Origin of the sequence: Bradyrhizobium sp. R2.2-H, assembly GCF_004346455.1 — a bacterium.
GTDB lineage: Bacteria > Pseudomonadota > Alphaproteobacteria > Rhizobiales > Xanthobacteraceae > Bradyrhizobium > Bradyrhizobium diversitatis.
Genome location: NZ_SMBR01000001.1, coordinates 720,143 through 734,477 on the forward strand (window position 1 = coordinate 720,143; position 14,335 = coordinate 734,477).

Sequence of the window (14,335 nt, forward strand, 5' to 3'; positions counted from 1 at the left end):
GAGAAGTATCGGGCACGCCCGCGCAACATACTCAGTGTCATCGCCCGACTTGATCGGGCGATCCAGTAGTCCGAGACGTCAATGATATGCGGAGAAGCCGCGGCGTACTGGATTCCTCGCCTTCGCGGGGAATGACTGGGTTGGAGCTAATGCTCGTGGCTGTGCTCCGGCAACCTCACCCCAAACACCTTCACCAGATCCTTCACCTGCTCCGGCGACAGGTACCGCGGGTTCGTCCCGCGCAGCAGCAGGTACAGCTTCGCCGTCTCCTCCAACTCCTCGGTCGCGAACACGGCGGCCTCGAGCGTGTCGCCGGCAACGACCGGGCCGTGATTGGCGAGCAGCACGGATGAATATTTTCCCGCCAGCCCCTTGATCGCATCCGCGACTGCGGGATCGCCCGGGCGGTAATAGGGCACGAGTGCGGTGGCGCCGCATTTCATCAGGTAATAGGCCGTCATCGGCGGCAGCGTGGCGCGCGGGTCGATCTCGGGCAGCATCGAGAGCGCGACCGAATGGGTGGAGTGCAGATGCACGATCGCCCGTGCGCTTCCGCGGGTGTCGTAGAGCGCCGTGTGCAGCGGCACTTCCTTGGTCGGCGCGTCGCCCGACACCAGCCGGCCCTGATCGTCCAGCCGCGACAGCTTTGCGGGATCAAGAAAGCCGAGGGAGGCGTTGGTCGGCGTCACCAGCCAGCCGCCGCTGTCCAGCCGCACGCTGATATTGCCGGAGGAGCCCGGCGTCAGCCCGCGCTCGAACAGGGAGCGTCCGAAGCGACAGATATCCTCACGCAGCAATGTTTCGTTGCTCATGGCCGTCATGCCTGCTTGTCTCACGCTTTGGCAGCGCGGCCAAGCCGTGATATCGGTTCGCTGAGCCGCCGCAAAGGCGGACCATCCGGGAAACGTTCGCAAGGGTCAGTTGCATGTCCTCTACGTCACCAAATCAGCGCATCGCCGTCGTCGGCCTCGGCTCGATGGGATACGGCATGGCGAGCTCGCTGAAGCGCGCCGGCCACGCCGTGACCGGCTGCGATGTCTCGGCTGACGCGGTGGCGCGCTTCGTGAAGGATGGCGGCGCGGGGGCCAGGACTCCGGCCGAAGCGGCCAAGGAGGCCGATATCGTCGTCAGCGTCGTCGTCAACGCCGCGCAGACGGAGGCGATCCTGTTCGGCAAGGATGGGGCTGCCGAGATCATGCCGAAGGACAGCGTCTTCGTATCCTCGGCCACCATGGATCCCGACGTGGCGCGGCGCCTGGCCAAGCAGCTCGAGGCGACCGGCCGCCACTATCTCGACGCGCCGATCTCCGGCGGGGCGCAGCGCGCAGCGCAGGGCGAGCTGACGATCCTCGCCTCCGGCAGTCCCGCCGCATTTGCGAAGGCGCGGCCCGCGCTCGATGCCATGGCCGCAAAGCTCTACGAACTCGGCGATGCTGCCGGGCAGGGCGCTGCGTTCAAGATGATCAATCAGCTGCTGGCCGGCGTGCACATCGCCGCCGCCAGCGAAGCGATGGCGTTCGCGGCGAAGCAGGGCCTCGACATCCGCAAGGTCTATGAGGTGATCACGGCTTCGGCCGGCAATTCCTGGATGTTCGAGAATCGCATGCCGCACGTGCTCGACGGCGACTACACGCCGCGCAGTGCCGTCGAGATCTTCGTCAAGGACCTCGGCATCATTCAGGACATGGCACGCACTGCCCGATTCCCCGTGCCGGTCTCCGCCGCCGCGCTCCAGATGTTCCTGATGACATCAGCCGCCGGCATGGGCCGTGACGACGATGCTTCGGTGGCGCGGATGTATGCGCAGGTCACCGGCGTCAAGCTGCCCGGCGACAAATAAGCAAGAGGAACTCCGATGCCCCGTTTCGCCGCCAATCTCTCGATGATGTTCACCGAGGTGCCGTTCCTCGACCGCTTCGACGCCGCCGCGCAAGCGGGCTTCACCGCCGTCGAGTTTCTCTTTCCCTACGAGCATCCGGCGGAAGCGATCGGCGAGCGGCTCAAGCGCAACGGCCTGACCCAGGCGCTGTTCAACCTGCCGCCGGGCGACTGGAACGCCGGCGAGAAGGGCTTTGCCGCGCTGCCATCACGCTTCTCCGATCTCAAGGCGAGCCTGGAGACGGCGCTGCCTTACGCCAGGGCGACCGGCGTCAAGCGCCTGCACCTGATGGCCGGCATCGCCAATCGCGGCGAGCGCGTGGCAATCGAGGCGTTCTACAAGTCGGTGGCCTGGGCCGCGGAATTCTTCGCTCCGCACGGTATTGACGTCGTGATCGAGCCGATCAACGCGCGCAACGTGCCCGGCTACTTCCTCAACGATTTCGGCTTCGCGCGCGACCTGATCCAGGAGCTGAGGCTTGCGAACCTGAAGCTCCAGTTCGACATCTATCACTGCCAGATCATCCATGGCGACGTCACCATGCGGCTGCGCGAGATGATGCCGATCATCGGCCACGTCCAGATCGCCAGCATCCCCTCACGCAACGAGCCCGACGGCGAGGAGCTGAATTATCCGTTCCTGTTCGCAGAGCTCGACCGGCTCGGTTATGCCGGCTTCGTCGGCTGCGAGTACAATCCGCGCGGCAAGACCACCGATGGGCTCGGCTGGTTCAAGCCTTATGCGGGAGTGAAGTCGTGACACTTGCGTTGGGCTGCATCGCCGACGACTACACCGGCGCCTCCGATCTCGCCAACACGCTGACGCGCGCGGGCCTGCGCACCGTGCAGACCATCGGCGTGCCCGCCGACGATCTCGCGCTGCCCGAGGTCGATGCCGTTGTGGTATCGCTGAAGAGCCGCTCGATCGAAGCCGGCCTCGCGGTGTCGCGCTCGCGCGCGGCGGAGACATGGCTGCGTGGCCGTGGCACGCGCCACGTGCTGTTCAAGATCTGCTCGACCTTCGATTCCACCGACGCCGGCAATATCGGCCCGGTGATGGACGCGTTGCGCGCCGATTGCGGCGAAGCCGTCGTGCTGGTGACACCGGCGTTCCCCGAGACCGGCCGCACCGTCTACCAGGGCAACCTGTTCGTCGGCGCCGTGCCGCTCAACGAGAGCCCGCTGAAGGACCATCCGCTCAACCCGATGCACGATTCGAACCTGGTGCGCGTGCTGGCGCGCCAGAGCATCACGCAGATCGGCCTCGTCGATCTCGCCACCGTCACGCGCGGCGCGGCGGCCGTGCGGGCGCGATTGGCCGAGCTCGCCGCCAAGGGCATCGGCGCCGCGATCATCGACGCCGTCTTCGACCGTGATCTCGAGACCATCGGTCTCGTCGCCGCCGAACATCGGCTGTCGGTCGGCGCCTCGGGCATCGGCCTTGGGCTCGCACGGGCTCTGGTATCGACTGGAAGGGTCAACGCAGCGGCAACCAGTGATTCAGGCGCTCCGGTCGGCGGACCGGCGGCATGCCTTGCCGGGAGTTGCTCGCAGGCGACGCTTCAGCAGATCGCCAATGCCGAACGCATCATGCCGGTGCTTCATCTCGATCCGGACCGTATCATTGCGGGGGCAGACGAAGTGCAGCGCGCGCTGGACTGGGCAGCACCGCGACTGGCCGAGGGTCCGGTGCTGATCGCATCGAGCTCGACACCGGATCAGGTCGCCGCGTTGCAGGCACGCCACGGTCGCGACGCCGCCGGCCATGCCATCGAGCAGGCGATGGCCGATATTGCAGAGAGCCTCGTAAAATCGGGCGTCCGGCGACTGATCGTTGCCGGCGGCGAGACGTCCGGGGCCGTTGTCGATCGGTTGAAGATTCCCGGATTTCTCGTGGGAGTGGAAATTTCCGCAGGCGTTCCGGTGCTGCGCGCGGTGGGCGCCGAAAGCGACATGCTGCTCGCCCTGAAGTCGGGAAATTTCGGCGGCGGAGAGTTCTTCTCCGATGCGCTTAGGCTCATGCGCTGAGCGCAGGGCGTTTTTAGCTGCCTGTTCATTTCTTTCAGGCTCCGTGCTTGCATGGAGCCGTCGTTAACATCTGCACAAGTGCTCTGGTGTTGGATGTCGGCGCTGCTCCCTTTGATTGATTCGTAGAACTTCGGACGCGCGCCGGCGCCAATACAACGAGACCCGATTATGTTTGCCAAACTCTCCATCCGCACCAAGATCATCAGTGTCGTGGCATTCCTGCTGGTTGCGATGGCCGGCATGGGCCTGCTTGCCGTCATGAAGATGCGATCGATCAACGCCAGCACCGTGGACATCACCACGAATTGGATGCCCAGCGTGCGGACAATCGGGGATTTGCGCGCCAGCGTCATCACCTACCGTAACGTGGTTCGCCAGCACATGCTGGCCGAAGCTCTGGAAGACAAGCTCGCGACGGAGAAGACCGCAGCCACGGTGAGCGAAGCGCTCGCCAAGGTACGCTCCAAGTACGAGGCCATGATCAGCTCCCCGGAAGAGCGGGCGCTTTACAGCCAATGGTCCAGGCTCTGGGACGACTACAAGAAGGGCACCGAGGAGGTCATGGCGCTGTCGCGCAAGGAGGCCGGCAAGCTCCCGCGCGAGGCGCAGGAGCTCAACTCCAAGACCGTCAACAAGATCGGGCTCCAGGCCGACGAGGTTCTGAACAAGGACATCGAGCTCAACACCAAGGGCGGTGATCGGGCCGCTCAGGATGCTGCCGACAGCTACGCCTACGCCTTCATGCTGGTGTCGGTCATTCTCGGCGCCGCTGTCGTGATCGGCCTTGGGCTCAGCTTCTATCTCGTCCGAGACGTCTCCAGCGGCATCGACTCGATCATCGAACCGATGCAGGCGCTGGGTAAGGGTGATCTTTCCGCCGAGGTTCCCCATCGCGGCGAGAAGACCGAGATCGGCGCCATGGCCGACGTGCTCCAGATCTTCAAGGAGGCGCTGGTCGCCAAGAAGGCCGCCGACGAAGCCGCCGCGGCGGACGCCGAAGCCAAGATCGAGCGCGGCCGCCGTGTCGACAACATCACTCGCGAATTTGAAACGATGATCGGCGAGATCGTTCAGACCGTGTCGTCGGCCTCAACTCAGTTAGAGGCCTCCGCCTCGACGCTGACTGCGACCGCGGACCGCTCGCAGCGGCTGGCAACCACGGTGGCCGGCGCTTCGGAGGAAGCTTCGACCAACGTGCAATCGGTCGCCTCGGCGACGGAGGAGATGGCTTCATCGGTCGGCGAGATCAGCCGGCAGGTGCAGGAATCGGCGCGGATGGCAGGCGATGCCGTCGGCCAGGCCCGTGCCACCACCGAGCGCGTCAGCGAGCTCTCCAAGGCCGCCTCGCGCATCGGCGACGTCGTCGAACTGATCAACACCATCGCCGGCCAGACCAATCTGCTCGCGCTGAACGCCACCATCGAAGCCGCACGTGCCGGTGAAGCCGGCCGCGGCTTCGCCGTGGTCGCTTCCGAGGTGAAGGCGCTCGCCGAGCAGACCGCGAAGGCAACCGGCGAGATCGGCCAGCAGATCTCCGGCATCCAGGCGGCGACCAACGACTCGGTCGGCGCCATCAAGGAGATCTCCTCGACCATCGAGCGTCTGTCGGAGATCTCGTCGGCGATCGCGGCGGCGGTGGAGGAGCAAGGCGCCGCGACGCAGGAAATCGCCCGCAACGTGCAGCAGGCCGCGCAAGGCACGCAGCAGGTGTCGTCCAACATCACCGACGTGCAGCGCGGGGCCACCGAGACCGGCACGGCCTCCTCGCAGGTGCTGTCGGCGGCGCAGATGCTGTCGAACGACTCGAACCGGCTCAAGACCGAGGTCGGCAAGTTCCTGACCAACGTCCGTGCGGCCTGACTGGTTGTGATTCAGCGGCCAAGAGAGCGGCGCGGCTCATTCGGCGGCCGCTGACAGCTTGGCTTGGAGCCGTACAGGGGCCCCGAGCCTGTAGTCGAGTGGCCCAACTTCCATTTTCCGATAGTCCGGTAAGAATGCGGGGCCTCGCTCCGCAATATCTCCGTAGGAGTGCGGAGTATGGCTAATGGTTTCATTACATGTTGTTCGCACAATGACAGGGCCGAACTTCGTGCGCACTCGGGGATTCTGTGCGCTCGATGAGCAATTGGTGCACCGGCAAGTGGGGTATCTGATGTCCTGGATCAATAATCTGCGCATTTCCATCAAGGTTTCTGCGGTGTTTGTCGCGATCTGTCTCGTCGTCGCCGGCAGCACCGGGGCGATCTACAATTCGCTGAGCGTGATGAACTCGACGGCGAAGATGACTGTTCACACCTATGAGGTGCTCGAGCAGCTTTCCGGCCTTGTCAGCGCCATGGTCAACCAGGAGACCGGCGTCCGCGGCTATCTCGTGTCGGGCGATGCCGGCTTCCTTGGTCCCTACGAGGCAGGCCAGAAGCAGTTTCAGGCGGCGGCGGCCAAGGTCGGCAGCCTGACCTCGGATAACGCGACGCAGCAGAAGCGCCTTGATCAAGTCAAGGCGTTCGCCAGTGACTGGGCGACCAACATCGCGCAGCGCGAAATCGCGCTAATGAAGGATCCGGCAACTCAGGCAAAGGCCCGCGAGCTCGAAGCATCCGGAGCCGGCAAGAAGGCGATGGATGGTTTGCGCGCCGTGGTGCAGGAAATGGACAAGGAAGAGCGATCACTGTTGTCGGTGCGGGCTGCGGCGGCCGACGCTGCGTCCGGCAACGCAACTCTGTCCATGCTGATCGGCGGCCTCGTCACCCTGCTGCTGTCGCTTGTGGGTGCCTTCGGCGTCGCGATCGCGGTGACCCGCCCAATCCAGCGCATCACCACGGAGATGGGGATTCTTGCGAAGGGTGACACATCGGTGGTCGTATCGGGCACCGAACGCAAGGACGAGATCGGGGCGATGGCCCAGGCGGTTCAGGTGTTCAAGACCAATGCGATCGAGGTCGAGCGGCTCAAGGCGGAACAGGTCGAAGCTGAGCGGCGGAATGCGGAGCAACGCAAGCAAGACATGATCAGGCTCGCAAACGATTTCGAAGGCGCTGTCGGCCAGATCATCGGAACGGTCTCGTCCGCCTCGACGCAGCTCGAGGCGTCGGCCACGACCCTCACCGGTACGGCTGAACGCTCACAACACTTGGCCACTACGGTTGCCGCCGCTTCGGAGGAAGCTTCGACCAACGTGCAATCGGTCGCCTCGGCGACCGAAGAGATGGCTTCGTCGGTCGGCGAGATCAGCCGGCAGGTGCAGGAATCGGCGCGGATGGCGGGCGATGCCGTCGGCCAGGCCCGCGCCACCACCGAGCGCGTCAGCGAGCTGTCCAAAGCCGCCGCGCGCATCGGCGACGTCGTGGAGTTGATCAACACCATCGCCGGCCAGACCAACCTTCTGGCGCTGAACGCCACGATCGAGGCGGCACGCGCGGGCGAAGCCGGCCGCGGCTTCGCCGTCGTCGCTTCCGAGGTGAAGGCGCTCGCCGAGCAGACCGCGAAGGCAACCGGCGAGATCGGCCAGCAGATCTCCGGCATCCAGGCGGCGACCAACGACTCGGTCGGCGCCATCAAGGAGATCTCCTCGACCATCGAGCGTCTGTCGGAGATCTCGTCGGCGATCGCCGCTGCGGTGGAAGAGCAGGGCGCCGCGACGCAGGAGATCGCCCGCAACGTGCAGCAGGCCGCGCAGGGCACGCAGCAGGTGTCGTCCAACATCACCGACGTGCAGCGCGGGGCCACCGAGACCGGCACGGCCTCCTCGCAGGTGCTGTCGGCGGCGCAGATGCTGTCGAACGATTCCGGCCGGCTGAAGACCGAGGTCAGCAAGTTCCTGACCACCGTGCGCGCGGCGTAAAGTGCGGCCTATCCATCAAACCCATGAGCGGCGCTATAAGCGCCGCTCTTTTTTCCGGTAGCATCATGTCGTTCGAAGCAAGCGTCCGAGGCCTTCCCAGTAATCTTACGGGCACGCCGTTTCATGGATAGTTAAACCGGACTTACGAATGTGGGGCGAGGGCAGCCCAGCAAGGGGCGAGGTTCCAATTGGAATGATTTCACACTGAACCGGTCTTTTGGGGGATCCGATGCGCAAGAATTTTCCGGTCACGGCCGTCGAATATCCCGTCAGTGACGAGACGCTGATCGTTTCGCGAACCGATCTCAAGGGCAAGCTCACCTACTTCAATGAGGATTTCATTGCCGCTGCCGGCTTCACGTCGGCGGAACTCATGGGCCAGCCGCACAACATCGTCCGCCACCCCGACATGCCGCCGGAGGCGTTCGATAATCTCTGGGACACGTTGAAGGCCGGCAAGCCCTGGCTCGGCGCGGTGAAGAACCGCCGCAAGAACGGCGACTTCTACTGGGTGCTGGCGACGGCTTCGCCGATCCGCGAGAACGGCGAGGTCAAGGGCTACACCTCGATCCGCACCAGGCTGCCGGCCGACCAGCGCAAGCTCGCCGAAGAGGTCTACGCCGCCATCCGTGAGAAGAAGCCGCACGGCTATCGTATCGACGCCGGCATCATCCGTCGCCGCTCTTGGCTCGACCGCTTCAGCATCTTCACCGGCACGCTGAAGGCTCGCCTGGTCACGACCATGGTGCTCCAGGTGCTGTTCATGCTCGCACTCGGCATCGGCGGCGCCCTCTCCGCCGGCGGTTCGGCCAGCCTGCTCCTGTCGACGCTTGCCGTCGTAGGCGCTGCCATCGTCTGCTTCGCCGGCTTTGCGACCATGCGCGCGATCCAGGAGCCGATGCGGCAGCTCAACGACACTCTGGTCAACATCGTGCAGGACAAGCTCGACAATCGCATCGTGATCGAGCGCGACGACGAGATCGGCGAGGCGCTGCGCAACCTTCAGACCGTGCAAACCCTGGTCCGCTTCAGCCGCGACGAGGTGCAGGCCGTGCAGCGCCGTGCCGAGGCGCAACGCAAGGCCGACATGACCAAGCTCGCCAACGGTTTCGAGGCCGCGATCGGCGAGATCGTCGAGACCGTGTCTTCGGCGGCGACCGAGCTCGAGGCCTCGGCCTCGACGCTGTCCTCGACCGCGGGCCGGGCGCAGGAATTGGCGACGGCGGTCGCAACCGGCTCGGAAGCCGCGTCGACCAATGTCCATTCGGTGGCCTCGGCCGCCGAAGAGATGTCCTCCTCGGTGCGCGAGATCGGCCGGCAGGTGCAGGATTCCTCCCGGATCGCGAGCGAGGCGGTCAGTCAGGCCCACGCGACCACCGAACGTGTCAGCGAATTGTCGCGGGCCGCATCGCGGATCGGCGACGTCGTGGAGCTCATCAACGCGATTGCCGGCCAGACCAACCTGCTGGCGCTCAATGCCACGATCGAGGCGGCGCGGGCGGGCGAGGCCGGTCGCGGCTTCGCGGTGGTGGCCTCCGAGGTCAAGGCGCTGGCCGAGCAGACGGCCAAAGCCACCGGCGAGATCGGCCAGCAGATCGGCGGCATCCAGGCGGCGACGCAGGATTCCGTCAGCGCCATCGGCGAGATCAGCGGCACCATCGCGCGTCTGTCGGAGATCGCCTCGGCGATCGCCGCGGCCGTGGAGCAGCAGGGCGCAGCAACCCAGGAGATCGCCCGCAATGTTCAGGAGGCGGCCAGGGGAACGCAGCAGGTGTCGTCCAATGTCGGCGACGTCCAGCGCGGCGCCTCCGAAACAGGCTCGGCGTCGTCGCAGGTGCTGTCGGCGGCGCAGATGTTGTCGCGCGACTCCAACCGCCTCAAGCTCGAGGTCGGCAAGTTCCTGAACTCGGTCCGCGCCGCCTGAGGCGCGCGGCCGCATTGCTGCGATGTCGATTTCGCAGTGCGGTAGCAGGGAAGTGAATGCGGGATAACGGCCGGGGATTAGCGTTTCCGGCGGTGCTCAGGTAAAGGGGGAAGGGGATCGCCGTGGGGGCGGATTCCATATCCTCACTTGACCTGGAATTGCCTGGCGCATGATTGCTCTGGTCCGTATTGCCCTGAGCCGGCCTTATACATTCGTGGTGCTGGCGCTGCTGCTGCTGATCATCGGACCGCTCGCGGCGCTGCGAACCCCGACCGACATCTTCCCGGATATCCGTATTCCCGTCATCGGCGTGGTCTGGCAGTACACAGGGCTGCCGCCGGACCAGATGTCCGGCCGTATCACCACGCCGTTCCAGCGCGCGCTGACGACCACGGTCAACGACATCGAGCATATCGTCGCCAATTCCTACAACGGCTTTGGCATCATCAAGATCTTCTTCCAGCCCAACGTCGACATCCGCACCGCCAACGCGCAGGTCACCGCGATCTCGCAGACGCTGCTCAAGCAGATGCCGCCGGGCGCGACGCCACCCTTGATCCTGAATTACTCCGCCTCCACCGTGCCGATCCTCCAGGTGGCGCTGTCGGGCGACGGCCTCACCGAGCAGAACCTCGCCGACATCGGCATCAACCAGCTCCGCACACCTCTGGTGACCGTGCCGGGCGCGGCGATTCCCTATCCGTTCGGCGGCAAGCAGCGCCAGGTCCAGATCGATCTCAATCCTACCGCGCTCCAGGCCCGCGGCCTCTCGGGCCAGGACGTCGCCAATGCGCTGGCTGCCCAGAACCTGATCACACCGGTCGGCACCCAGAAGATCGGCCAGTTCGAGTACAACATCCAGCTCAACAACTCGCCGCTCCGGATCGAGGAACTCGGCAATCTGCCGATCAAGACCGTCAACGGCGCCATGGTTTATGTGCGAGACGTCGCGACCGTGCGAGACGGCAATCCGCCGCAGACCAACATCGTTCATGTCGACGGCAACCGCTCGGTGCTGATGATGGTGCTGAAGGCGGGCGCGACATCGACGCTCGATATCATCGCCGGCATCAAGCAGAAGGTCATCGACGTCAAGGATCAGCTGCCCGACGCACTGAAGATCGGCTTCATCGGTGATCAGTCGGTGTTCGTCCGCGGCGCGATCCAGGGTGTCGCCTTCGAGGGCGTGATCGCGGCGTTGCTCACCAGCGTCATGATCCTGCTGTTCCTCGGCAGCTGGCGCTCGACCATCATCATCGCGGTCTCGATCCCGCTGTCCGTTCTGGGCGCCATCATCATGCTGTCGGCGATCGGCGAGACGCTGAACATCATGACGCTCGGCGGCCTCGCGCTCGCGGTCGGCATCCTCGTCGACGACGCCACGGTCACGATCGAGAACATCAACTACCATCTGGAGCAGGGCAAGCCGGTCGAGCAGTCCATCCTCGACGGCGCCAACCAGATCGTGACGCCGGCCTTCGTGTCGCTGCTCTGCATCTGCATCGTGTTCGTGCCGATGTTCTTCCTTTCAGGCGTCGCGCGCTTCCTGTTCGTGCCAATGGCGGAAGCCGTGATGTTCGCGATGATCTGGTCGTTCATCCTGTCGCGCACGCTGGTGCCGACCATGGCGAACTATCTGCTCAAGGCGCATGTCCATCACGAGGGCGGGCCCCCAGCATCGCGCAATCCCTTTGTCTGGTTCCAGCGCGGATTCGAGGCGCGGTTCGAGCGCATCCGTGGTGGTTATCGCGGCCTCCTTGGCCTGGCGCTGGCGCACCGGGCGGTGTTCGTCATCGGCTTCATCTGCATCGTCGGCGCGTCCTTCGCGCTGGTGCCGTTCCTCGGCCGCAACTTCTTCCCAGCCGTCGATGCCGGCAACATCCTGATGCATGTCCGCACGCAAGTAGGCACCCGAGTCGAGGAGACCGCCAACCAGCTCGCCGATGTCCAAAAGGCGGTGCGCAAGCTGATCCCGGGCGAGATCGAGACCATGACCGACAATATCGGCATGCCGATCTCCGGTATCAACATGACCTACAACAACACCGGCGTGATCGGCCCGCAGGACGGCGACATTCAGATCAAGCTGAAGGAAGGCCACAAGCCGACCGAAGAGCATGTCCGCGTGCTGCGCGAGCAGTTGCCGCGGCTGTTTCCAGGCGTGAGCTTTGCGTTCCTGCCGGCCGACATCGTCAGCCAGATCCTGAATTTCGGCGCGCCGGCGCCGATCGACCTGCAAATCCGCGGCGCCAATGTCAGCGCGAATTTCGCCTATGCCAACAGCCTGCTGGCGAAGGTCCGCAAGATTCCCGGCGTTGCCGATGCGCGCATCCAGCAGTCGCCGAACAACCCGACCTTCAACATCGATGTCGACCGAACCCGCGCGCAATATGTCGGCCTGACCGAGCGCGACGTCACCAACAGTCTCGTGGTCAATCTCGCCGGCTCCTCGCAGGTGGCGCCGACTTATTATCTCAATCCCGACAACGGCGTGTCCTATTCGATCGTGATGCAGACGCCGCAATACCAGATCGACTCGCTCAGTGCGCTGCAGACCCTGCCGATCACCGCGGCCAGCAATGCGCAGTCGCCGATCCTCGGCGGCATCGCCGACATCAAGCGCTTGACCTCGAGCGCCGTGGTCTCGCAATACGACATCCAGTCCATGGTGCAGATCTTTGCCACGACCTCGGGCCGCGATCTCGGCGCGGTTGCCGCCGACATCCGCCAGCTGATCGCCGACACCGCGAAGGATGTGCCGAAGGGCTCTTCCGTGGTGCTGCTCGGCCAGGTGCAGACCATGAACAGCGCCTTCACCGGCCTGCTGTTCGGCCTGCTCGGGGCCGTCGTGCTGATCTACTTCCTGATCGTCGTGAACTTCCAGTCCTGGTCCGACCCGTTCGTGATCATCACCGCCTTGCCGGCCGCGCTCGCCGGCATCGTCTGGATTCTGTTCATGACCGAGACCACGCTGTCGGTGCCGGCGCTCACCGGCGCCATCATGTGCATGGGGGTTGCCACTGCCAACAGCGTGCTCGTGATCTCCTTTGCCCGCGAGCGCTACGAGGAACTCGGCGATCCCATCGCCGCGGCGCTCGAAGCCGGCTTCGTCCGGTTCCGCCCGGTGCTGATGACCGCGCTCGCCATGATCATCGGCATGGCGCCGATGGCGCTCGGGTTGGGTGAGGGCGGCGAGCAGAATGCACCGCTCGGCCGGGCCGTGATCGGCGGCCTGATCTTTGCAACCTTCGCCACGCTGATGTTTGTTCCCGTGGTGTTCAGCATGGTTCACAAGAAACAAGGCGCCGAAGCCGCCGCCTCATTGGAGACTCCGCATGTCGCCCACTGAACCCCGCTCCCCGGTCTCGCACCGGAAACTGGGCATCTTCGGCGTGGTGGCGCTGATTGCGGCAGGCCTCGTCGTGGGCACGGGCATCAGAGCCCGCGAGGAGCAGGGCTCCAAGCTGAAAGAATGGACTGACGACCAGGCCATTCCCAGCGTGGCAGTGACGCTGCCCAATGCCAAGGAACTCAACGCCACCATCGAGCTGCCGGGCCGGCTGGAAGCCTACTACCGCGCCCCGATCTTCGCGCGCGTGTCGGGCTACCTGACGAGGTGGAGCGCCGACATCGGCGCGCGCGTCAAGGCCGGCCAGGTGATTGCCGAGATCGAGGCGCCCGACCTCGATCAGCAGCTGCTGCAAGCCCGCGCCGACCTCGCCAGCCAGCAGGCCAGCGCCAGGCTGTCGGAGGCAACGCTGAACCGGCGCAAGACGCTGGTCGCCTCCAACTTCGTTTCCGCGCAGGAGATCGACGAGCGCACCGCCGACCTCTCCAACAAGAAGGCCGCCGTCAATTCGGGGCAGGCCAATGTCGAACGGCTGGAAGCGCTCGCCGGCTACAAGAAGATCACGGCGCCGTTCGACGGCGTCGTCACCGCGCGCGACACCGACGTCGGCGCGCTCATCAATGCCGGCGGCGGCTCGGGCCCGGCGATGTTCGTGATCTCGGACATCACCAAGCTGCGCGTCTACGTCAACGTGCCCCAGAACTACGTGCCGGCGATCAAGATCGGGGCCAAGGCGATCATCACGCTGCCGGAATATCCCAACCGGACCTTTCAGGCGACGGTGGAGGCTTCATCGCAGGCCGTCGACGTCGCCTCCGGCACCACGCGCATGCAGCTCGGGCTCGACAATTCCAGAGGGGAGTTGATGCCCGGCGGCTATGCCAGCGTGAAGCTCAGCCTCCAGCGCGACTCCGCGCCGCTCAGCATCCCCGCCAGCGCCCTGATCTTCAACGGCAGCGGCCTGCGTGTTGCGACCGTCGGTGCGGACGACAAGGTGCTGTTCAAGCCTGTGACGATCGCGCGTGATCTCGGCCGGGAAATCGAGCTCGCGTCGGGCATTGCGCCGGACGATCGCGTCATCACCGCCCCGCCGGATGGTCTCTCGGATGGCGATCAGGTGCGCGTCGTCGGTGCCAAGGGTAAGCCGGCAACGGCGTCTGAGAAGCAGGCACCGAAGAGCTAGGGTGGTCTCGTGCCCCGGACGCGGCGCAGCATGCAATGATGCGCTGCTGAGCCGGGGCCCATCTCTCCTTCTGTGCCGTGCTGCCTTTTTGGGTCCCGGCTCTGCGGAGCGGCATTACATGCCGCACCGCGT

At 65.0% G+C, this 14,335-nt stretch carries 9 protein-coding genes; 8 read left to right on the plus strand and 1 reads right to left on the minus strand.

The window, feature by feature from the left end; translation table 11 throughout:
• Nucleotides 1-146: 146 nt before the first annotated feature.
• Nucleotides 147-821: a 3-oxo-tetronate 4-phosphate decarboxylase gene (gene otnC, locus EDE08_RS03460; protein ID WP_165935668.1), complete on the minus strand. Its 675-nt coding sequence runs from the start codon at nt 819-821 to the stop codon at nt 147-149.
• A 74-nt stretch (nt 822-895) separates the two neighbouring features.
• Between otnC and ltnD the strand changes: the two genes are divergently transcribed.
• From ltnD to EDE08_RS03500, 8 genes are all read left to right on the plus strand, one after another.
• Nucleotides 896-1,840, plus strand: a complete 945-nt coding sequence (gene ltnD, locus EDE08_RS03465) for an L-threonate dehydrogenase (protein ID WP_283810540.1) — start codon at nt 896-898, stop codon at nt 1,838-1,840.
• A 15-nt stretch (nt 1,841-1,855) separates the two neighbouring features.
• Nucleotides 1,856-2,638, plus strand: a complete 783-nt coding sequence (otnI, locus tag EDE08_RS03470; protein WP_131867169.1) for a 2-oxo-tetronate isomerase — start codon at nt 1,856-1,858, stop codon at nt 2,636-2,638.
• A complete protein-coding gene (gene otnK / locus EDE08_RS03475; RefSeq protein WP_131867171.1) occupies nt 2,635-3,906 on the plus strand; it encodes a 3-oxo-tetronate kinase in 1,272 nt (423 codons plus the stop codon). Before otnI ends, otnK begins: the two co-directional genes overlap by 4 nt.
• 168 nt (nt 3,907-4,074) lie before the next feature.
• The gene (locus EDE08_RS03480) at nt 4,075-5,766 is read left to right on the plus strand and encodes a methyl-accepting chemotaxis protein (protein ID WP_131867173.1); all 1,692 of its coding nucleotides are present in this window, start codon (nt 4,075-4,077) and stop codon (nt 5,764-5,766) included.
• Nucleotides 5,767-6,058: 292 nt separating this feature from the next.
• Nucleotides 6,059-7,747, plus strand: a complete 1,689-nt coding sequence (locus EDE08_RS03485; protein WP_131867175.1) for a methyl-accepting chemotaxis protein — start codon at nt 6,059-6,061, stop codon at nt 7,745-7,747.
• A gap of 229 nt (nt 7,748-7,976) precedes the next feature.
• Complete coding sequence (locus tag EDE08_RS03490) at nt 7,977-9,671, plus strand: methyl-accepting chemotaxis protein (protein WP_131867177.1); 1,695 nt, start codon at nt 7,977-7,979, stop codon at nt 9,669-9,671.
• A gap of 169 nt (nt 9,672-9,840) precedes the next feature.
• Nucleotides 9,841-13,020: an efflux RND transporter permease subunit gene (locus EDE08_RS03495; RefSeq protein ID WP_131867179.1), complete on the plus strand. Its 3,180-nt coding sequence runs from the start codon at nt 9,841-9,843 to the stop codon at nt 13,018-13,020.
• A complete protein-coding gene (locus EDE08_RS03500) occupies nt 13,007-14,203 on the plus strand; it encodes an efflux RND transporter periplasmic adaptor subunit (RefSeq protein WP_131867181.1) in 1,197 nt (398 codons plus the stop codon). The genes EDE08_RS03495 and EDE08_RS03500 overlap by 14 nt, the downstream gene beginning before the upstream one ends.
• Nucleotides 14,204-14,335: the final 132 nt, after the last annotated feature.

What these genes read in the sequence shown, in the direction of transcription:
- otnC (WP_165935668.1), bottom strand. Translation starts at nt 821, where the DNA reads ATGACGGCCATGAGCAACGAAACATTGCTGCGTGAGGATATCTGTCGC.
- otnI (WP_131867169.1), top strand. Translation starts at nt 1,856, where the DNA reads ATGCCCCGTTTCGCCGCCAATCTCTCGATGATGTTCACCGAGGTGCCG.
- EDE08_RS03480 (WP_131867173.1), top strand. Translation starts at nt 4,075, where the DNA reads ATGTTTGCCAAACTCTCCATCCGCACCAAGATCATCAGTGTCGTGGCA.
- EDE08_RS03485 (WP_131867175.1), top strand. Translation starts at nt 6,059, where the DNA reads ATGTCCTGGATCAATAATCTGCGCATTTCCATCAAGGTTTCTGCGGTG.
- EDE08_RS03490 (WP_131867177.1), top strand. Translation starts at nt 7,977, where the DNA reads ATGCGCAAGAATTTTCCGGTCACGGCCGTCGAATATCCCGTCAGTGAC.
- EDE08_RS03495 (WP_131867179.1), top strand. Translation starts at nt 9,841, where the DNA reads ATGATTGCTCTGGTCCGTATTGCCCTGAGCCGGCCTTATACATTCGTG.
- EDE08_RS03500 (WP_131867181.1), top strand. Translation starts at nt 13,007, where the DNA reads ATGTCGCCCACTGAACCCCGCTCCCCGGTCTCGCACCGGAAACTGGGC.